General features: G+C 60.9%; 19 protein-coding genes and 2 tRNA genes. 19 read left to right on the top strand and 2 right to left on the bottom strand.

Annotation, left to right across the window (positions count from 1 at the left end; genetic code table 11):
* Positions 1–40 precede the first annotated feature (40 nt).
* Entirely contained in the window at positions 41–1,141 is a 1,101-nt protein-coding gene (gene aroC, locus KHO30_RS22330) for a chorismate synthase (protein ID WP_093643314.1), read from the top strand.
* Between the two features lie 47 nt (positions 1,142–1,188).
* Positions 1,189–2,664, top strand: a complete 1,476-nt coding sequence (locus KHO30_RS22335) for a tetratricopeptide repeat protein (RefSeq protein ID WP_211702343.1) — start codon at positions 1,189–1,191, stop codon at positions 2,662–2,664.
* Between the two features lie 134 nt (positions 2,665–2,798).
* Here KHO30_RS22335 and KHO30_RS22340 read toward each other — a convergent pair whose 3' ends face one another.
* Positions 2,799–4,472, bottom strand: a complete 1,674-nt coding sequence (locus tag KHO30_RS22340) for an electron transfer flavoprotein-ubiquinone oxidoreductase (RefSeq protein WP_200651069.1) — start codon at positions 4,470–4,472, stop codon at positions 2,799–2,801.
* Positions 4,473–4,662: 190 nt separating this feature from the next.
* Between KHO30_RS22340 and KHO30_RS22345 the strand changes: the two genes are divergently transcribed.
* Both KHO30_RS22345 and KHO30_RS22350 read left to right on the top strand, forming a co-directional pair.
* Positions 4,663–5,439 carry an SDR family oxidoreductase gene (locus tag KHO30_RS22345; RefSeq protein ID WP_093643305.1) on the top strand — a complete coding sequence of 259 codons (777 nt, stop codon included), beginning with the start codon at positions 4,663–4,665 and terminating at the stop codon, positions 5,437–5,439.
* Between the two features lie 91 nt (positions 5,440–5,530).
* Positions 5,531–5,962 carry an acyl-CoA thioesterase gene (locus KHO30_RS22350; RefSeq protein WP_200651070.1) on the top strand — a complete coding sequence of 144 codons (432 nt, stop codon included), beginning with the start codon at positions 5,531–5,533 and terminating at the stop codon, positions 5,960–5,962.
* Between the two features lie 37 nt (positions 5,963–5,999).
* Here the strand turns inward: KHO30_RS22350 and KHO30_RS22355 are convergent, their stop codons facing one another.
* Positions 6,000–6,545, bottom strand: a complete 546-nt coding sequence (locus KHO30_RS22355) for a LuxR C-terminal-related transcriptional regulator (protein ID WP_054040426.1) — start codon at positions 6,543–6,545, stop codon at positions 6,000–6,002.
* Positions 6,546–6,795: 250 nt separating this feature from the next.
* Between KHO30_RS22355 and KHO30_RS22360 the strand changes: the two genes are divergently transcribed.
* From KHO30_RS22360 to KHO30_RS22430, 15 genes are all read left to right on the top strand, one after another.
* Entirely contained in the window at positions 6,796–7,500 is a 705-nt protein-coding gene (locus KHO30_RS22360) for a CoA transferase subunit A (protein ID WP_054040428.1), read from the top strand.
* A gap of 2 nt (positions 7,501–7,502) precedes the next feature.
* Positions 7,503–8,144 carry a CoA transferase subunit B gene (locus tag KHO30_RS22365; RefSeq protein WP_093643302.1) on the top strand — a complete coding sequence of 214 codons (642 nt, stop codon included), beginning with the start codon at positions 7,503–7,505 and terminating at the stop codon, positions 8,142–8,144.
* 355 nt (positions 8,145–8,499) lie between these two features.
* Positions 8,500–9,411, top strand: coding sequence for an alpha/beta fold hydrolase (locus tag KHO30_RS22370; RefSeq protein WP_211702345.1), 912 nt, complete (start codon positions 8,500–8,502; stop codon positions 9,409–9,411).
* Between the two features lie 106 nt (positions 9,412–9,517).
* The gene (locus KHO30_RS22375; protein ID WP_028200195.1) at positions 9,518–9,871 is read left to right on the top strand and encodes a RidA family protein; all 354 of its coding nucleotides are present in this window, start codon (positions 9,518–9,520) and stop codon (positions 9,869–9,871) included.
* An 84-nt stretch (positions 9,872–9,955) separates the two neighbouring features.
* Positions 9,956–12,199, top strand: coding sequence for a RelA/SpoT family protein (locus KHO30_RS22380; protein ID WP_211702347.1), 2,244 nt, complete (start codon positions 9,956–9,958; stop codon positions 12,197–12,199).
* 150 nt (positions 12,200–12,349) lie between these two features.
* A tRNA-Val gene (locus tag KHO30_RS22385) sits at positions 12,350–12,426 on the top strand.
* Between the two features lie 252 nt (positions 12,427–12,678).
* Positions 12,679–14,586 (top strand): threonine--tRNA ligase, encoded by a 1,908-nt coding sequence (gene thrS, locus KHO30_RS22390; RefSeq protein WP_211702349.1) that lies wholly within the window; start codon positions 12,679–12,681, stop codon positions 14,584–14,586.
* Positions 14,587–14,635: 49 nt separating this feature from the next.
* Positions 14,636–15,160 (top strand): translation initiation factor IF-3, encoded by a 525-nt coding sequence (infC, locus tag KHO30_RS22395; protein ID WP_074263967.1) that lies wholly within the window; start codon positions 14,636–14,638, stop codon positions 15,158–15,160.
* Between the two features lie 248 nt (positions 15,161–15,408).
* A complete protein-coding gene (rpmI, locus tag KHO30_RS22400; protein WP_028200199.1) occupies positions 15,409–15,606 on the top strand; it encodes a 50S ribosomal protein L35 in 198 nt (65 codons plus the stop codon).
* A gap of 29 nt (positions 15,607–15,635) precedes the next feature.
* Positions 15,636–15,995: a 50S ribosomal protein L20 gene (rplT, locus tag KHO30_RS22405; protein WP_006052502.1), complete on the top strand. Its 360-nt coding sequence runs from the start codon at positions 15,636–15,638 to the stop codon at positions 15,993–15,995.
* A 157-nt stretch (positions 15,996–16,152) separates the two neighbouring features.
* On the top strand, positions 16,153–17,166 hold the full coding sequence (gene pheS / locus KHO30_RS22410; protein WP_028200200.1) for a phenylalanine--tRNA ligase subunit alpha: 1,014 nt from the start codon (positions 16,153–16,155) through the stop codon (positions 17,164–17,166).
* A gap of 137 nt (positions 17,167–17,303) precedes the next feature.
* On the top strand, positions 17,304–19,739 hold the full coding sequence (gene pheT, locus KHO30_RS22415) for a phenylalanine--tRNA ligase subunit beta (protein WP_211702351.1): 2,436 nt from the start codon (positions 17,304–17,306) through the stop codon (positions 19,737–19,739).
* Between the two features lie 69 nt (positions 19,740–19,808).
* Entirely contained in the window at positions 19,809–20,219 is a 411-nt protein-coding gene (locus KHO30_RS22420) for an integration host factor subunit alpha (RefSeq protein WP_054040433.1), read from the top strand.
* Between the two features lie 46 nt (positions 20,220–20,265).
* Positions 20,266–20,673: a MerR family transcriptional regulator gene (locus KHO30_RS22425; protein ID WP_093643284.1), complete on the top strand. Its 408-nt coding sequence runs from the start codon at positions 20,266–20,268 to the stop codon at positions 20,671–20,673.
* A 63-nt stretch (positions 20,674–20,736) separates the two neighbouring features.
* Positions 20,737–20,813, top strand: a tRNA-Pro gene (locus tag KHO30_RS22430).
* Positions 20,814–20,862 lie beyond the last annotated feature (49 nt).

Here is a 20,862-nt window from a genome sequence, read left to right on the forward strand (position 1 = left end):
GCATAATGGTGTTTTCCCCGCATTTCTTTGGACGACGCCCATGTCCGGCAACACGCTCGGTACGCTTTTCACTGTCACGACCTTCGGCGAATCGCACGGCCCCGCTATCGGCTGCGTGATCGACGGCTGCCCGCCGGGTATGGCGCTTAGCGAAGCCGACATCCAGCTCGAACTTGACCGCCGCAAACCCGGCACGTCGCGCCATGTCACGCAGCGCCAGGAAGAAGACAAGGTCGAGATCCTGTCGGGCGTGTTCGAAGGCCAGACCACCGGCGCGCCGATCGCGTTGCTGATCCGCAATACAGACCAGCGCAGCAAAGACTACGGCAACATCGCCGACACCTTCCGTCCCGGTCACGCCGACTACACCTACTGGCAGAAATACGGCATTCGCGACTATCGCGGCGGCGGCCGTTCGTCGGCCCGTCTGACCGCACCGACGGTAGCGGCCGGTGCGGTTGCGAAGAAATGGCTGCGTGAAAAGTTCGGTGTTGAGATCCGCGGCTACATGGCGGCGCTCGGAGAAATCGACGTGCCGTTCGTCGACTGGTCGCATGTGCGTGAGAACCCGTTCTTCGTGCCGAATGCGGAGATCGTGCCGGAGCTGGAAACGTATATGGACGCCTTGCGTAAAGACGGCGACTCGATCGGCGCACGCATTAACGTCGTGGCTTCCGGCGTGCCGGTTGGGCTGGGCGAGCCGCTGTTCGACCGGCTCGACGCAGACATTGCGCACGCCATGATGGGCATCAATGCGGTGAAGGGCGTCGAAATCGGCGCGGGCTTCGCCAGCGTCGCGCAACGCGGTTCGGTCCACGGCGACGAATTGACGCCGGAAGGCTTCGTCGGCAATCACGCGGGTGGTGTGCTCGGCGGTATTTCGACCGGCCAGGACATCACGGTGTCGATCGCGATCAAGCCGACTTCGAGCATCCGTACGCCGCGCCGCTCGATCGACAAGGCGGGGCAGCCCGTTGTTGTCGAAACGTTCGGGCGTCACGACCCGTGCGTCGGCATCCGCGCCACGCCGATCGCCGAATCCATGCTCGCGCTGGTGCTGATCGACCATGCGTTGCGCCACCGTGCGCAATGCGGCGACGTCGCCGTCAGCACGCCGAAGATCGCGGCGAGCGCGCCGTAAAGGGCGCTTTCTGGGCGTCTTCGTAGTGCGCGTGGCCTCTCGTTTCAATGACCGATACGAACACCGAGCCGGCCGATAGCCAACTCGCGGACCTGCGCGCGCGTGCCACCGCGCCACACGCTGGCGCCGCGGACTGCCTTGCACTCGGACATTTCTTGCTGGAGCGCGCCGGCCGCGACAAGTCGCTTCGGCGCGAGGCGCTCGCGGCGCTGGTGCGCGCTTACCAGCTTGATCCCTCCTGCGAACCTACGCTCCTACACACCATCGCGCAGACGGCCTTCATCGTGCGCGACTGGTCGCTCGTCGACTCCGCCACGACGCTGTTGCTCGCGCAAAACGCCGAAGACGCCAACGCGCTGATCTGGCGTGCGGCGGCCGTGCAACAGCGCAATGACTTCGACATGGCCGAGCGGCTACTGCGCGAAGCGGTGCGCATCGTACCCGGCAACCCGGTGGCGCTTCACAAGCTCGCGTTGTGCATCAAGGAGCAGGCGCGGCTGGCCGAAGCGGAAGCCTTGCTCAGGCAAGTGCTGGCGTTGTCGCCGGATAACGTGCATGCGCTATTCGATCTGTCGGAACTTGAAATCCGGACGGGACGTTTCGCCGAAGGCTGGGCGCATTACGAATCACGCGTCGCGTTCGGCGACGATCTGAATAACGCGCAGCATGCGCTCGCTGCGATCAGTGCGCATTGGCAGGGCGAATCGCTGCAAGGCAAAACGCTGGTCGTCTACGGCGAGCAAGGTAACGGCGACTGCCTTTGGGCGGTGCGCTTTCTGCCGCTCCTGGCCGAGCGGGCGCGACGCGAAGGCGGCCGGGTGATTTTCGGTCACGACGGGCCGTTGCGGCATCTATTCGAACGGATGCTACCCGCTGACTTGCCGCTCGAAACGAGCTTTGAAACGCGGCCGGATTTCCATTGCGGGTTGATGAGCTTGCCGTTGCGGCTCGGCGTCTTCGATGCAGCGGGGTGGGGTGCGCCGTATCTCAGCGCCGAGCCCACGCGCGTGCAGAAATGGCGCGAGCGGGTTCATGCGCACACAGCCCGCAAGCCGGGCGCGGGTAATCGCAACGTCGGTTTGGTGTGGAACGGTAATCCCGAGCATATCCGCGATACGCGGCGGTCGGTGCCTGTCGAGCAACTCGAGCCGTTATTGAGCGTGCCGGGCGTGACCTGGTTTGCGTTGTCGCCTGGGCGCAGCGAGACAGTCGCGCAGTGGCGCGCCAAGGGGCTCGATGTCGTCGACCTGACCCACCATTTTCAGTCCGGATTCGACGATGTCGCTGCGCTGCTGGCGAATCTGGATCTGGTAGTCACGATTGATAGCGGACCCGCGCATCTGGCAGGGGCGCTTGGCGTGCCGACGTGTTTGATGATCGATCACGTGTCGGCATGGTTTTGGGGCGACGAATCGGGCACCACGGCCTGGTACGATTCTATTGAGCTCTTCCGACAGCCTGAGATTGGCGCATGGGCGCCGGTGCTGGCTAAAGTGCGGGAGCGGATTGAAATGATGCGGTGAGTTTGAGCTTGTTGCTTTGCGGCGACGTTGGCAGCACGTCTGCAATGGATGCCGCTTTGTTTTTACCTGCGTGGAGCTTGCCTGCATGCGGTGCGCGGACAAACAAGCTCCGCGCACGGCAAACAAACACCGAATCACATATTCGGATAGTTCGGACCGCCGCCACCCTCAGGCGTCACCCAGACGATATTCTGGGTCGGGTCCTTGATATCGCAGGTCTTGCAATGCACGCAGTTCTGCGCGTTGATCACGAGACGCTCGCTGCCGTCGTCGTTCTTCACGAACTCATACACCGCGGCGGGGCAGTAGCGTGACTCCGGACCGGCATACGTCTGCCAGTTCACATTCACCGGCACCGAAGGGTCTTTCAGCGTCAGGTGAGCCGGCTGATTCTCTTCGTGGTTGGTGTTCGAAATGAACACGGAAGACAGCCTGTCGAACGTCAGCTTTCCATCCGGCTTCGGATACGTGATCTGCTTGCATTGCGACGCCGGTTTCAGCATCTCGTGATCGGAATGCTGGTGATGCAGCGTCCAGGGCACGTTGCCGCCCAGCAGCTTCTGCTCGATGCCGACCATCAGGGTGCCGAGGTACAGGCCCTTGCTCATCCACTGCTTGAAATTACGCGCACGATGCAGTTCCGTGTGCAGCCACGAAGTCTTGAACGACTCCGGATAACCCGTCAGCTCGTCGCTGGTGCGGCCAGCCTGGACAGCCTCAAAAGCAGCCTCAGCCGCCAGCATGCCGGTCTTGATCGCCGCATGCGAACCCTTGATCCGCGACGCGTTCAGGAAGCCTGCATCGTCACCCACCAGCGCGCCACCCGGGAAAACGAGCTTCGGCAGCGACAACAGACCGCCCGCAGTAATCGCCCGCGCGCCATACGACACGCGCTTGCCGCCGTCCAGAATTGCGCGGATTGCCGGATGCGTCTTGTAGCGCTGGAATTCCTCGAACGGCGACAGGTACGGATTCGTGTAGCCCAGACCGACCACGAAGCCCACCACCACCTGGTTGTTGTCCATGTGATAGAGGAACGAGCCGCCGTACGTGTCGTTCTCCAGCGGCCAGCCGGCGGTATGCATCACCAGACCCGGCTTGTGCTTCGCCGGATCGATTTCCCACAATTCCTTGATACCGATACCGTAGACCTGCGGATCGACGCCTTCGCGCAGCTTGAACTTGTCGTTCAGTTGACGACCGAGATGCCCACGCGCGCCTTCGCAGAAGAGTGTGTATTTCGCGTGCAGCTCCATGCCGAGCTGGAAGTTCTCGGTCGGCTCGCCATCCTTGCCGATCCCCAGATTGCCAGTGGCGACGCCTTTGACCGAGCCATCGTCGTTATACAGAATCTCAGCGGCCGGAAAGCCCGGGAAAATCTCCACGCCCAGCGCTTCAGCCTGCTGACCCAGCCAGCGCGTGACGTTCGCGAGGCTGATCACGTAGTTGCCGTGGTTCTTGAAGTTGTCCGGCAGCGCCCAGGTCGGCACGCTCTTCGAACCGGTTTCCGTCAGGAACAGGAACTTGTCTTCGGTCACGTCCACCGTCAGCGGCGCGCCTTTTTCCTTCCAGTCCGGGATCAGTTCGGTGATGGCGCGCGGATCCATCACCGCGCCCGACAGGATATGAGCCCCGATCTCCGAGCCTTTTTCCAGTACGCACACGCCAAGCTCGACGCCTTTTTCCGCCGCCAGCTGCTTCAGGCGGATCGCTGCGGACAGGCCTGCCGGGCCGCCGCCGACGATCACAACGTCGTATTCCATCGACTCGCGTGGACCGTATTGCTCAATGAGGCTTGCGGGGGTCATTGATGCTCCTCTTCTTACCGTTAGAATGCTTTTTTCGGGATCGTATTGTGGGCGATGGTCTCCGCCACTGCAACCAGATGAGCAGAGATTAGCACGATCGTTCTATTTCTGTGATACGGTATGACCCGCAGTGATGGTCCTACCGCACCTGTCAACCGCGTCTGTAACAACAACCGAACAAGGAACGACAATGGGCCGTTCGATCAATCTGGAAGGCAAGGTCGCGCTGATCACCGGCGCCTCGAGCGGGTTGGGGAAGCGCTTTGCTCAAGTATTGTCGCAGGCTGGCGCCAAGGTCGTGTTGGCAAGCCGCCGCACTGAGCGCTTGAAGGAGTTGCGCGCCGAGATCGAAGCCTCCGGGGGCGCGGCGCACGTCGTCTCGCTCGACGTCACGGATTATCAAAGCATCAAGTCGGCTGTCGCCCACGCGGAAACCGAGGCGGGCACGATCGACATTCTGGTGAACAATTCAGGTGTGTCGACCACTCAGAAGCTCTCGGAAGTCACGCCGGCCGATTTCGAATACGTGTTCGACACTAACACGCGCGGCGCATTCTTCGTTGCCCAGGAAGTCGCCAAGCGCATGATCATGCGTGGCAATAGCGCGCAGAAGCCGTCATACCGGATCATCAATATCGCGTCGATGGCGGGTCTGCGGGTGTTGCCGCAGATCGGCCTGTACTCGATGAGCAAAGCCGCAGTCGTCCATATGACGAAAGCCATGGCGCTGGAGTGGGGCAAGCACGGCATCAACGTGAACGCCATCTGCCCGGGCTATATCGATACCGAGATCAACCATCATCACTGGTCGACCGAGCAGGGGCAGAAGCTGGTCTCGTTGCTGCCGCGTCACCGTGTCGGCAAGCCGGAGGATCTGGATGGGCTGTTGCTGCTGCTGGCGGCCGATGAATCGCAATTCATCAACGGCTCGGTGATTGCCGCCGACGATGGCTTCGGTCTCGCCTGAACGTAGCTTTGCGCCGCCGTTCGTGGTTTGTCATGTTTGCCCCGGCCCGCGTGCCGGTTTCACCCTCGTTTCAACCCGTCAAAGAAGTACGATGAGCGATTTTCACGCAGTTTTTGAGATGTCTATGCCGATCCGTTGGGGCGACATGGACGCATTCGGCCATGTGAACAACACGGTCTATTTCCGTTACATGGAGCAGGTGCGGATTTCCTGGTTCGAGCAACTGGGTCTGGCCGGCAGCAACGCCGACGGGCAGGGGCCGGTGATCGTCAACGCGTCGATGGAATTTCTCAAGCAGTTGCACTATCCGGGCGATGTGATCGGCCGGATGTCCGTGGCCACGCCCGGGCGCAGCAGTTTCGACACGGCGTTCGAACTCGTGCGCGCCGATGATCCGAACACCGTCTACGCTCGCGGTGCTGCGCGTTGCGTGTGGATCGACTATGCCGCCGGCAAGTCCGTGCCGGTGCCGGATATGCTGCGCGAGACCATCGAGAGCGCGGCGCTGGTCAAGGCGGCTTAGTAGCTCCCAGCGCTCCCAGCGCCTTCTCAGCGCCTCTTCAATGCCCGAGCAAGCGCTGCAACAGCTCGGTCGCATTCCCCGTATCGTATTTGCGCATCAGCCGCGCACGGTAGACATCGACCGTGCGCGGGCTGATATCCAGCGCCCGTCCGATCTGCTTGCTGGTTTTGCCCGTCACCAGTTGCGCGGCGATTTCCCGCTCGCGCGGCGTTAGCTCGACCGCCACGCGCCGCGTCGCGCTCAAATCCTCGAAAGTCCACACACCCGCTGCGTGCGGGTCCATGCGTTGCTGCGCGCGGCCCGTCACGTGGCACCAGAACAATTCCCCATTGGCCCGCTTCATGATCCGGTCGTCCGCGTAGCTGCCTTGGGCGGTCATGATCGGCGGAATCCGCGCGCCGATCCGCTCGAATTCGTCCGTCGACGGATACAGCACCTGGAACGACTGGCCGAGCAGCGCCTCACGCGTGCAGCCGAATATCGACGCCAGCTCGTCGTTGCAGTCTTCTATGATGCGTTCGCGTGACAGCACGAGTCCGATCGGAGCGAGGTGAAACGCGGTTTGGTAATCCAGTGCGGGCATGGGCTGGCGGCAAGTACTTATGTATTTTTGCGTATTGTGCCGCATGGCGCGCCCAGCGTACTCTTTCGGGCACATGACAACGCGGCGAAATGTTTGCAGCAGGCATTTGCGTGAGGCAGGGTAACCTGAGCGCAGAACAGGCCGCGGATGACTAGAATGACGTGTCGGGCGCTTGCCCGCTAAGCGTCATATCGAAGTCGCAACGATCCGAATTCCGTTTTCGGGTTTCCATAAAGGAAGGGACATACTGATGAACAAGGTCTATCCAGGCGCCGCCGAGGCGCTGAAAGACATCGTCAAGGACGGGCAGACGTTCGCCGTCGGCGGTTTCGGGCTGTGCGGCATTCCTGAGGCGCTGATCGCGGCACTGCGCGATTCGAAGGTGCAGGGCATCACCTGCATCAGCAACAACGCGGGCGTCGACGGTTTCGGCCTCGGTCTGCTGCTCGAAACGCGCCAGGTCAAGAAGATGATTTCGTCGTACGTGGGCGAGAACAAGGAGTTCGAACGCCAATATCTGGCCGGCGAACTCGAGCTCGAATTCACGCCGCAAGGCACGCTCGCCGAGAAGCTGCGCGCCGGCGGCTCGGGCATCCCGGCCTTCTTCACGAACACCGGCTACGGCACGCTGATCGCCGAAGGCAAGGAAACCCGCCAGTTCGGCGAAAACCATTACGTGCTCGAACATTCGCTGACGGCCGACGTCGCGTTGGTCAAGGCGTGGAAAGCCGATAAATCGGGCAACCTGATCTATCGCCGCACCGCGCGCAACTTCAACCCGATGTGCGCGATGGCCGGCAAGATCACGGTCGCGGAAGTCGAGGAAATCGTTGAAGTGGGCGAACTCGATCCGGATGCGATCCACACGCCGGGCATTTTCGTGCAGCGCATTGTGCTCAATGCGAATCCGGAAAAACGCATTGAACAACGCATCGTCCGCGCGAAAGGAGACTGATCATGGCATGGACTCGTGACGAAATGGCCGCACGCGCGGCGAAGGAATTGCAGGACGGCTTTTACGTAAACCTCGGCATCGGCTTGCCGACGCTGGTGGCGAACCACGTTCCGGCAGGCGTCGAAGTGTGGCTGCAGTCGGAAAACGGCCTGCTCGGCATCGGCCCGTCGCCGACCGAAGAAGAAGTGGATGCTGACCTGATCAACGCCGGCAAGCAGACGGTGACCACGTTGCCGGGTTCGTCGATTTTCTCGTCGGCGGATTCGTTCGCGATGATTCGCGGCGGCCACATCAATCTGGCTATTCTGGGCGCGATGCAGATCAGCAAGAAGGGCGATCTGGCCAACTGGATGATCCCGGGCAAGATGATCAAGGGCATGGGCGGCGCGATGGATCTGGTCGCGGGCGTCAAGCGCGTGGTCGTGCTGATGGAGCACGTCGCGAAGGGCGACCAGCACAAGATCCTCGAAGAATGCACGCTGCCGTTGACGGGCGTGGGCGTGGTCGATCAGATCATCACCGATCTCGGCGTGATCGAAATAACGGAAGACGGTCTGAAGGTGACCGAACTGGCGCCGGGTGTCAGCGTCGAGGAAATCCAGACGAAGACGGGCGCACCGCTGGATGTGAGCGCGGTGAGCTGAGTGGTGGTGTGAGCCGCCTGCTTTGGTCCTTGTGACGGAAGGTGGTGGCAACGCGAGTTGCCTTGTAGGTCTTGGGGTGGCTTGCGAAGCGAATTGAATTGACGCGAGGTTGTAGGCGGGCGAGGCGCGAGTCTCGCCCGTTTTGTTTTGGTGGCGCCTTTTCGCGCCGTTTTTGCGCTGCCCGGATCCGGGCGCCGGCGCTGCGGCTTATACCCTGGTGCATCCTGATCAGTCTTAGGCCGTTCGGCCGATCCTTGCCGCGCGGCAAAGCGGTTTACAATCGTTTGAAGATTCGACATTCATTTCCCGCCGCTTGGTCTGCGTCGAGCCCATGGAGCTTTTGCAAGGAACCCAGATGACCGAGACGTCCGCATCCACCGCCGGGCGGCCCGCGCCGCGCCAACGTTATGTGCAGTGCGCGAGCGCCGGTGGCCTGCACCGGATCGCCTACACCGAGTGGGGCGACCCCGCTAATCCACGTGTGCTGCTGTGCGTGCACGGTTTGACGCGCTCGGGGCGCGATTTCGACCGCCTTGCTGCGGAATTCGCCGGCACTTACCGCGTGGTATGTCCGGATATAGCGGGGCGGGGCTTGTCTTCCTGGCTCGCCAACCCCAACTTCTATAGCGTGCCGCAGTACGTCGCCGATATGGTCACGCTGATCGCGCGCCTGAACGTCGAAACGGTCGACTGGTTCGGCACCTCGATGGGCGGTTTGATCGGGCTCGCGTTGGCCGGGCTGCCGGAAACGCCGATTCGTAAAATGCTGTTGAACGACGTCGGGCCGCATCTGGAGCCGGTGGCCGTGCAGCGCATCGGCGATTACCTCGGCAAGCCCGTGCGTTTCGAAACGCCGCAGCAGGGCATCGACTACGCGGCGTTGCTTGCGCAAACCTTCGGTCCGCTCACGCCAGAGGAGTGGCGCGAGATCAATACGCCGCTTTTGCACGAGCAGGACGGCGCATGGTTGTTCCGCTACGACCCGCGGATCGCACAGCCGTTTACCGCGACCACTGAGGAGGCGGCCAAACTCGGCGAGGCCGCATTGTGGCATTCGCTGGCTGCGTTTCAGGGGCCTGTGTTAGTGGTGCGCGGCGAGCAATCGGATCTGCTCTCGCGCGAGACGGTCGCGAAGATGATTGAGACCGGGCGCGCTGTAACGAGCGCCGAAATTGCGGACGTCGGGCATGCGCCGGCGTTTTTGTCGGCCGATCAGATCGACATCGCTCGGGAGTTCTTTATCGGGCCGGTCGCCGACGCGTCATAATATCGAGTTCCGCGCGGCGTCCTTTATTGGCCACCCGTGGATGCGATGCGTAGGTGCAATGCGGAACGCATCTGCGATCAATTTTCAACCAACCTCAGGATTCTTCATGGCAGTCATTCGTCACCACGTCGGCAAGCGCCTCTCGGAAACCGCTGTGTACAACGGCACCGTGTACCTCGCCGGCCAGATCGCCGAAGACGCGGATCAGGACATCACGGGTCAGACGCGCGAAGTGCTCGGCCACATCGACCGTCTGCTGGAAGAAGTCAACAGCGACAAGTCGCACTTGCTGTCCGTGCAGATCTATATCTCGGACATGGTGCACTTCGCCGGCATGAACGCAGTGTGGGACGAGTGGGTCGCACAAGGCGCCACGCCGCCGCGCGCTACCGTCGAAGCGAAGCTCGCTAACCCGAAGTGCCTCGTCGAAATCGTCGTGGTCGCGGCGCAGCGCGATTGAGCGTGGCTGAGGCTGGCTTTAGCGTCGTCTCGCAGTTGTTGTTGAAAATCCGTTGATCCGTCTGGCCCGGTGGGCCGTCGCACCATGACTACCGAAATCGTTACGAGCACGCCGACCCCCATCCCTTCCTTCGACGAAGCGATGGCGTTCGTGCGCGAACATGCGGGCGAAGTGCGGCTCTCGTCGGGCGAGTTGCTGGCGGATCACGCGGCGGGTACGGCGTCGATCATGCGCACGCTCAACGTCGATCCGTCGGCTGTGCTGGCGGCGGCCTTGTTTGCGCTAACGCCGCATCTGCAAGACCCGGAACGCGTGATCGCCGATAACTTCGGCGAAGAAGTCGCGCAACTGGTCGGCGACGTGCGCAAGTTGCTGCGCCTCGGTACGGTGAGCTTGCGCGCCGCGCAGAATGCGATGCCCGAAGCCGGGCGCGATGCGCAGGCCGCGCGCCGCGCGCAGGTCGAGGCGCTGCGCAAGATGCTGCTCGCGTTTGCGCAGGACATTCGCGTCGTGCTGATACGGCTCGCGTCGCGCTTGCAATCGCTGCGCTATTACGCGGCGGCGAAAATCACGCCGTCGCCTGATGTGGCGCGTGAAACGCTCGATATTTACGCGCCGCTCGCCAACCGGCTCGGCATCTGGCAGCTGAAGTGGGAGCTCGAGGATCTCGCGCTCCGCTTCGAAGAGCCGGTCACTTACAAACGCATCGCCAAGCTGCTCGACGAGAAACGCGTTGAGCGCGAGAGCTATGTTGCGCAGGCAATCGAGCGGCTGCAGCAGGAACTGGCTGCGGCGCACGTGCAGGCTGAAGTCAGCGGCCGGCCAAAACACATTTACAGCATCTGGCGCAAGATGCACGGCAAGGAGCTGGATTTCGCCGAACTGTACGACGTGCGCGCGTTTCGCGTGATCGTGCAGGACATCAAGGATTGCTACACCGTGCTCGGTATCGTGCACAACCTGTGGCAACCGGTGCCGAAAGAGTTCGACGACTACATCTCGCGGCCGAAGCCGAACGGCTATAAGTCGCTGCACACGGTCGTGATCGGCGACGACGGCCGCGCGTTCGAAGTACAGATCCGCACGCAGGAAATGCATCAGTTCGCCGAGTATGGCGTGGCGGCGCACTGGCGTTATAAGGAAGCCGGCACGCGTGGTTACGGCGGGCAGTTCAGCGCCAATGAGAAATACGACGAGAAGATTGCGTGGTTGCGTCAATTGCTCGCGTGGAAAGACGATGTCTCCGAAGGCGAGCACGGCGAGAAGCGCGCCGCGCAGCCGTGGGAGCAACTGCGCCAGGCTACGCTTGACGACGACCACATCTACGTGCTCACGCCGCAAGCACGCGTGATTCCGCTGCCGCACGGTGCGACACCGGTGGACTTCGCGTATCACCTGCATAGCGAACTGGGGCATCGCTGCCGTGGCGCGCGTGTCGATGGCGCGATGGTGCCGCTCAATACGGCGTTGCAGAACGGCCAGACGGTCGAGATCGTCGCGGTGAAAGAGGGCGGTCCGTCGCGTGACTGGCTCAACCCGCAACTCGGGTATCTGCAGAGCCATCGGGCGCGGCAGAAAGTGCGCGCGTGGTTCAACGCGGTCGAAGTGCAGGAGCACATCTCGAGCGGCCGTGCGATGGTCGAAAAGACCCTGCAGCGCGAGGGCAAGACGTCGGTCAATCTCGATCAGCTCGCCGCCAAGCTCGGATTCAAGACCACTGACGATCTGTTCTCGGTGGTTGGCAAGGAAGAATTCAGCCTGCGGCTCGTCGAGCAGGCGCTGCACGATGCGCCGCCGCCCGAGCCTGTGGTCGAAGCGCCGGAACAGTTCGAGAAGCGCAGTAGCGGCGCGAGCGTAGCCCGTGGGGCTTCGACGGGTGTGCTCGTGGTCGGCGTCGACGCGTTGCTTACGCAACTCGCGCGCTGTTGCCGTCCGGCGCCGCCCGACGACATCAGCGGCTTTGTCACGCGTGGCAAGGGCATGTCGATTCACCGCAGCGATTGCCCGACCTTCATGCGCATGGCCGATCGCGCGCCGGAGCGTGTGTTGCAAACCGCGTGGTCGGCAGATGTCATGAGCGGCCGTGGGCAGTCGGTCTATCCCGTCGACCTCAGCATCGAGGCCACGGATCGGCAAGGTCTGCTGCGCGATATCTCCGAAGTTTTCGCGCGCGAGAAGATGAATGTGATCGGCGTGAAGACGCAGTCGCGTCGCAACGCTGCGTTCATGCAATTTACTGTCGAGGTGTCGAGCGCCGCGCAAATTCAGCGCGCGTGTACGTTGCTCGGTGAAGTAGTCGGCGTGGTGCGCGCTTCACGCAAGAGTTGATGCGCGGACGCGGCGGCGGGTGCCTGTGGATTCGTGCAGGTGCCCGGTATGCATCGGTTCGATGCGCTCGCGCGCGTGAGTAGAAATTTAAAGTCGGCGCATAAAAGTACTTGCCAAGCGGTGTGGGGCTCCATATAATCTCGTTTCTTCAGGCTCGTAGCTCAGCTGGTTAGAGCACCACCTTGACATGGTGGGGGTCGTTGGTTCGAGTCCAATCGAGCCTACCAACGAAAGAGAAATTCCGGTTTTGCCGGGGTTTCGCAAACTGCAGTAAGCGCTTCGGCGCAAAAAGGCAAAATACGGTTATGGCACCGCGAACGTTGACCGAAACTACTTCGGAGCGACGCTAGTCGAGGACCACTTTCGCCACTGTAGTTAGCAGGAAATGTGAATGCGGCCCCTCGAAAGCGGGGCCGCATTTTTTTTGGTTTTTGACCTGGTTGTATGTGCCGCCGCCGGTCGGCACCACGGAGAACGCAATGGTTTCGATACGTCTGCCTGACGGTTCTGTTCGACAGTACGAGCATCCGGTGACCGTCGCCGAAGTGGCCGCCTCGATCGGCCCCGGCCTCGCGAAAGCTGCGCTCGGCGGCAAGATCGACGGTGAACTCGTCGATACGTCCGCGCTGATCGATCATGACGTGGCGCTTGCCATCATCACCGAGAAAGACGCCGACGGCCTCGACATCATTCGTCACTCCACGGCGCACTTGCTCGCATACGCGGTGAAGGATCTGTTCCCGGAAGCGCAGGTTACGATCGGCCCGGTGATCGACAACGGTTTTTACTACGACTTCGCATATAGCCGTCCCTTCACGCCGGAAGATCTCGAGAAGATCGAAAAGCGCATGCAGGAACTCGCGAAGAAAGACGAGCCGGTTTCGCGCCGTGTGGTTTCGCGCGACGAGGCCGTGGACTACTTCAAGAGCATCGGCGAAAAGTACAAGGCCGAGATCATCGAATCGATTCCGGCTACCGACGAAATCAAGCTTTACTCGCACGGCGGCTTCACCGATCTGTGCCGCGGCCCGCACGTGCCGTCTACCGGCAAGCTGAAGGTCTTCAAGCTGATGAAGCTTGCGGGCGCCTACTGGCGCGGCGACTCGAAGAACGAGCAGCTGCAGCGCATCTATGGCACGGCCTGGACGAAGAAGGAAGACCAGGAAGCGTATCTGCACATGCTTGAAGAGGCGGAAAAGCGCGATCACCGCAAGCTCGGCAAGCAACTCGACCTGTTCCATATGCAGGACGAGTCGCCGGGCATGGTGTTCTGGCATCCGCGTGGCTGGACGCTGTGGCAGCAGGTCGAGCAGTACATGCGCCGCCGCGTGAATGACGCCGGCTACCTCGAAATCAAGACGCCGATGATCATGGACCGCTCGCTCTGGGAAGCGTCGGGCCACTGGCAGAACTATCGTGAAAACATGTTCACGACGGAATCGGAAAAGCGCGACTACGCGATCAAGCCGATGAACTGCCCTGGTCACGTGCAGGTGTTCAACCACGGTCTGCGTTCTTACCGCGATCTGCCGCTGCGTTACGCGGAATTCGGCTCGTGCCACCGCAACGAATCGTCGGGCGCGCTGCATGGCCTGATGCGCGTGCGCGGCTTCGTGCAGGACGACGCGCACATTTTCTGTACCGAAGACCAGTTCATCAGCGAATCGATCGCGTTCAACACGCTGGCGATGAGCGTCTACAAGGACTTCGGCTTCGACAATGTCGAGATCAAGCTGTCGCTGCGCCCGGATGCGCGCGCCGGCACGGACGAGACATGGGATCGTGCCGAGCAAGGCCTGCGCGAGGCGCTGACGGCCTGCGGCGTGACGTGGGAAGAGTTGCCGGGCGAGGGTGCGTTCTATGGCCCGAAGGTCGAATACCACATCAAGGACGCACTCGGCCGCTCGTGGCAGTGCGGCACGTTGCAGCTCGATATGGTGCTGCCGGAGCGTCTGGGCGCGGAATACGTTGCCGAAGACAACAGCCGCCGCCGCCCGATCATGCTGCACCGGGCAATCGTCGGATCAATGGAGCGTTTCCTCGGCATTCTGATCGAGCACCATGCTGGTGCAATGCCGTCGTGGCTCGCGCCGATGCAGGTTGTGGTGATGAATATCGCGGAAAGTCAGGCCGAATATGCGCAGTCGCTAGCCCAATCGTTGCAAAAACAAGGGGTTAGAGTAGAGGCCGATTTGCGCAACGAGAAGATTAGCTATAAAATACGGGAGCACACGCTGGAAAAGGTGCCGTACCTGCTTGTGGTCGGCGACAAAGAGCGTGAAGCCCAAACGGTAGCCGTGCGTGCCCGTGGTGGTGTCGATCTGGGCGTGATGCCTCTCGATACCTTCATTGAGCGTCTGCGCCAGGATGTGCAGTCGTTCAACTGAGCCACTTGGCAGCCCGGCTCGTTTTTTTAATTTTTAGAGGAAACGTAACATCGCTACTGATAAGTCTGCGCACCGCATCAACGGTGAAATTACAGCACCCGAGGTGCGTCTGGTCGGAGTCGAGAACGAACCGCTCGGCATCGTGAAACTCGCTGATGCGTTCCGCATGTCGGAACAGCAGGATGTGGATCTGGTTGAAATCGCTCCGCAAGCGGTTCCTCCGGTCTGCCGTTTGATGGACTACGGCAAGTTCAAGTACTCGGAAGCGAAGAAGCAACACGAGGCCAAGCTCAAGCAGAAGATCGTCCAGGTCAAGGAAGTTAAATTCCGCCCGGGCACTGATGACGGCGACTACAACGTCAAGCTGCGCAACCTCATCCGCTTCCTCGACGACGGCGACAAGACGAAAATCACGTTGCGTTTCCGTGGCCGCGAAATGGCTCACCAGGAAATCGGTATGCGCATGCTCGAGCGCCTGCGCACGGACCTTGACGAAGTTGGTCAGGTCGAGCAGATGCCGAAAATGGAAGGGCGCCAGATGATCATGGTGCTCGCGCCGAAGAAAAAGAAGTAAGCCGCTGGAGCAGCGGCGCACCGTGTGGTGCGCGCTCCGGTCGTGAAAGATTGAAACGATGCTGTGCCGAGTGTCCGGCGCAGCATCGGCAGGTTTCGGAACGGCGCATATGCAAATGTGCGTCGCTTCCTGAAAAGCGGCTGCCGGCAGTAACGGCGGTCTGCATACCAAGTGGAATGGGTTTCGAAGGGCGGGTAATGGCCATCTGGCCGACCGCACACCCATATCCATCTAATAATGGAGTTGTCATGCCGAAGATGAAGACCAAGAAGAGTGCTGCAAAGCGCTTCGTGGTGCGTCCGGGCGGTACCGTCAAGCGCGGTCAAGCCTTCAAGCGCCACATTCTTACCAAGAAGACCACCAAGAACAAACGCCATTTGCGCGGTTCGACGGCAGTTCATGAAGCAGATATGAACTCCGTGCGCGCAATGCTGCCGTTCGCTTAACCCTTAACCGACACTCATAGGAGCAAGACATGCCTCGAGTAAAACGTGGGGTTACCGCACGGGCCCGTCACAAGAAGATCATCAAGCTGGCCAAGGGTTACCGCGGCCGTCGCAATAACGTCTATCGCATCGCCAAGCAGGCGGTCATGCGCGCAGGCCAATACGCCTACCGCGATCGCCGCAACAAGAAGCGTGTGTTCCGTGCATTGTGGATCACGCGTATCAACGCGGCGGTGCGTCAGCACGACATGACGTACAGCGTGTTCATCAACGGCCTGAAGAAGGCTTCGATCGAACTCGACCGCAAGGTGCTGGCCGACATGGCTGTGTTCGACAAGGCTGCTTTTGCTGCGATCGTTCAGCAGGTGAAAGCCGCCGTTGCAGCCTGATTGCGCTTTGGGCAATTAAACTGCGTGGTTCGTTGCAGCGAACATCCGGTAGTCTCGGTGACGCTGCAGCAAAAACGGGGCTCCTCACCGAGCCCCGTTTTTGTTGGTAGAACCGGATTTGCTTCGATAGAACACTGACGTTGAAATGATGGGATCAATGGATCTGGACCAGATTGTCGCCGACGCGCAAAAAGCCTTCGCAGAAGCCTCCGACGTCACCACCCTCGAGAACGAGAAAGCCCGCTTTCTCGGCAAATCGGGTGCGTTGACCGAGCTATTGAAGGGCCTTGGCAAACTCGATCCCGAAACGCGCAAGACCGAAGGCGCACGGATCAACCTCGTCAAGCAACAAGTGGAGGCCGCGTTGACGGCCCGCCGTCAGGCGCTCGCCGACGCGTTGCTGAACCAGCGCCTCGCCGCTGAAGCCATTGACGTTACGTTGCCAGGCCGCGGCACCGGCGCAGGTAGTCTGCACCCGGTGATGCGCACATGGGAACGCGTCGAACAGATTTTCCGTACGATCGGATTCGACGTGGCCGACGGTCCCGAAATCGAAACCGACTGGTACAACTTCACCTCGCTGAACAGCCCGGAGAACCACCCGGCGCGTTCGATGCAGGACACCTTCTACGTCGACGGCAAAGATGCCGACGGCCGTCAACTGCTGCTGCGCACGCACACCAGCCCGATGCAGGTGCGCTACGCCCGTACCAATACGCCGCCGATCAAGGTGATCGTGCCGGGCCGCACGTATCGTGTGGATAGCGACGCAACGCATTCGCCGATGTTCAACCAGGTCGAAGGCCTGTGGATCGACGAGAACATCAGCTTCGCGGATCTGAAGGGCGTCTACTCAGACTTCCTCAAGAAATTCTTCGAGCGCGACGATATTCAGGTGCGCTTCCGTCCGTCGTACTTTCCGTTTACCGAACCGTCGGCTGAAATCGACATGCTGTTCGAAACGGGCAAGAACGCCGGCAAGTGGCTCGAAATTTCGGGTTCCGGCCAGGTTCACCCCACGGTGATCCGCAATATGGGCCTCGACCCTGAGCGCTACATCGGTTTTGCTTTCGGCAGCGGCCTCGAGCGGCTCACGATGTTGCGCTACGGCGTGCAAGACCTGCGTCTGTTCTTCGAAAACGACCTGCGTTTCCTGCGTCAATTCGCGTGAACTGGCGCGTACGAACGCGACAAGCATAGAGCGCGGCACTGCACGCAGTGCCGCAGCAGCGTCCCCGGCAGAGCCCAGTGAATCAATGGGCCGCCTGCCGGACCTGGACCTAACCTGATCAGAACGACCACAGAACCATGCAATTCCCGGAATCCTGGCTGAGAACCTTTGTCGATCCGCAACTGACGACCGATGAGCTGTCGCACGCGTTGACGATGGCGGGTCTCGAAGTCGAAGACCTGCGGCCGGCCGCGCCGCCGACCTCGAAGATCGTCGTCGGCCAGGTGCTGGAAGTCGTCAAGCACCCGGACGCGGACAAGCTCAACGTGTGCCAGGTCGACGCCGGCACGGGCGCGACGCTGAATATCGTATGCGGTGCGCCGAATGTCGCGCCGGGCATCAAGGTGCCGGTCGCGCTGGTTGGCGCGCAATTGCCGCCGGCCGAAGAGGACGGCACGCCGTTCGCAATCAAGCTCTCGAAGCTGCGCGGCGTGGAAAGCCAGGGCATGCTGTGCTCGGCACGCGAACTGAAGCTCTCGGAAGATCATAGTGGCCTGATGATCCTGCCGGAAGCTACGCCGATCGGCCAGGACATCCGCGAAACGCTCAATCTCGACGACACGGTTTTCGAAATCAAGCTGACGCCGAACAAGGCGGACTGCTTGTCGGTGTTCGGCGTGGCGCGCGAAACATCGGCCATCACCGGCGCGCCGCTGCGTCCGCTCGAGATCAAGCCGGTCGAAGTCAAGTTGAACGAAACGTTGCCCGTCAAAATCTCGGCGCCCGATTTGTGCGGCCGCTTCTCGGGTCGCGTGATTCGCGGCGTGAATGCGCGCGCGAAGTCCCCGCAATGGATGGTGCAGCGTCTCGAGCGTTCGGGTCAGCGCAGCATTTCCGCACTCGTCGACATCTCGAACTATGTGATGCTCGAACTGGGCCGTCCGTCGCACGTGTTCGATCTGGACAAGATCCAAGGCGGCATGGACGTGCGTTGGGGCCGCAAGGGCGAAACGCTCAAGCTGCTGAACGGCAACACCGTCGAACTCGATGAAACCGTCGGCGTGATCGCCGATGAACAACACATCGAAAGCCTCGCCGGCATCATGGGCGGCGACAGCACGGCCGTTACGCTCGACACCACGAACATCTATCTCGAAGCCGCGTTCTGGTGGCCGGATAGCATTCGTGGCCGCTCGCGCAAGTACAACTTCTCGACTGATGCAGGTCATCGTTTCGAGCGCGGCGTCGATTACGCGACCACCGTCGAACACATCGAACGCATCACGCAACTGATCCTCGATATCTGCGGTGGCGAAGCCGGACCGGTCGACGATCAGATCGTCAACGTGCCGAAGCGCGAGCCGGTGAAGATGCGTGTCTCGCGTGCGAACCGCATCATCGGCATCAAGATCGACGCGGACGAAATTGCGCAGATCTTCACGCGCCTCGGCCTCACGTTCGAACGCGACGGCGATACGTTCTCGGTGATCCCGCCGTCGTACCGCTTCGATATCGAAATCGAAGAAGATCTGATCGAAGAAGTCGCGCGTATTTACGGCTTCGAAAAGATCCCCGCACGTCCGCCGGTCGCGACCAGCGAAATGCTGCCGACCAACGAGACGCAGCGCTCGATTCACGTGATCCGTCATGCGCTCGCCGCGCGCGATTACGCAGAAACAGTTAACTTCAGCTTTGTGGATGCCGAGTGGGAGCAGGACTTCGCCGGCAACGACAAGCCTGTTCGTCTGCTGAATCCGATTGCGAGCCAGTTGTCGGTCATGCGCACCACGCTGTTCGGCAGCCTGATCGAGGTCCTGCGCACGAACCTGAACCGTCGCGCGGCCGATCGCGTGCGCGTGTTCGAAGCCGGCCGCGTGTTCCTGCACGATCCGTCGATCAAGGCAGGCGAATTGACCGTCGAAGGTTTCGCGCAGCCGAAGATGATCGGCGGCCTCGCCTACGGTCCCGTGCTCGAAGAGCAGTGGGGCGCGCAAACGCGTACAGTCGACTACTTCGACGTGAAGGGCGATCTGGAAGCCGTGCTCGCGCCGGCAGTGGCGCGCTTCGTGAAAGCGGAGCATCCGGCATTGCATCCGGGCCGCAGCGCGCGTATTGAACTGAATGGCCGCGCGGTGGGCTGGATTGGTGAATTGCATCCGCGCTGGATGCAGAAATATGATTTGCCGCATGCGCCGATTCTGTTTGAAATCGAATCGGAAGCATTAATGCAGCGCGTATTGCCGACTCCGGCGGATGTGTCTAAATTCCCGCCGGTGCGTCGCGATATCGCGGTGGTTGTCGATCAGAAAATCGAGGTGCAGGCGCTGCTGGACGAGCTCCAGAAGGCTCAGTCCGAAGAGGCCTGCAAGACTGTTCAGAAGGTTGTGCTTTTCGACGAATTCCGTCCAAAATCAAACACTTCCGGTGGCTTGGCTGCTCACGAGAAAAGCCTTGCGTTCCGTGTGACCTTGCAAGATACTGGCGGGACCCTTCAGGATGAAACGGTCGATCTGGCCATTCAAACTCTGGTGGAACGTCTGGCTCGAGTATATGGCGCACGGTTGCGTGGATAACCCGCATTTAACATTTGCACGGCATTTTTTCGCAACCTCCGTTTCTGCTTGGCGCGCCATTTGATAGATATGAATGAAATGAACTCGAGTGATTTCGAAGCCCTTCTTACGGCGCAACGCAGCGCCATGATTCGCGATATTCCGACATCACCCGCGGCCGTTTCCACCGAAACGCCGACGCTTACCAAGGCTGAACTTGCCGAGTTGCTGTTCGACAATGTCGGGCTCAACAAGCGGGAAGCGAAAGACATGGTCGAAGCATTCTTCGAGGTGATCCGCGATGCGCTGGAGAGTGGCGACAGCGTGAAGCTGTCGGGGTTCGGCAACTTCCAGTTGCGCGACAAACCCCAGCGTCCCGGCAGAAACCCGAAAACCGGCGAGGCGATTCCGATCGCCGCGCGCCGCGTTGTGACGTTCCATGCAAGTCAAAAGCTGAAAGCGTTGGTCGAGAACGGCGCCGAAGCGAGCTTCGCGCGCTGATCGACTGGCGCGTCCCTGCGCAACCCACCACGACGGCTAACTGACGATGACAGCGACGATCGAAAAAGTCGTCTTGCCTCCGATTCCGGCGAAGCGCTACTTCACGATTGGTGAGGTCAGCGAACTATGCGGCGTGAAACCGCATGTGCTGCGCTATTGGGAACAGGAGTTCACGCAGTTGAGGCCGGTCAAACGGCGAGGCAATCGTCGGTACTATCAGCATCATGAGGTGCTGTTGATCCGGCGGATTCGTGAGTTGCTGTACGAGCAGGGCTTTACGATCAACGGTGCACGCAATCGGCTCGATTCGCATGGCGGCGGTGCGCAGGGTGGACCGGCTGACCTGGTCGAGGAAGGCGAGGGCGCGGCGGTTCCGGCCGCAGCAACGGCTGCGGTAGATGTGGAGCAGTTGCGCAAGGAATTGCTGCACGTGATCGACCTGTTGGGTCACTAGTTTTCTTTGTTAGCGCAGAGCGGTTCTAATCGATTGAAGTGTCTGTTATAATTTTTAGCTGTTCGGGGCGTAGCGCAGCCTGGTAGCGTACCTGCATGGGGTGCAGGTGGTCGGAGGTTCAAATCCTCTCGCCCCGACCAAAGAAATCAAGGCCTTACAAGCAACGCTTGTGAGGCCTTTTTCGTTTAG

Source organism: Paraburkholderia aspalathi (assembly GCF_905220735.1).
In the GTDB taxonomy this organism is placed as follows: domain Bacteria; phylum Pseudomonadota; class Gammaproteobacteria; order Burkholderiales; family Burkholderiaceae; genus Paraburkholderia; species Paraburkholderia aspalathi.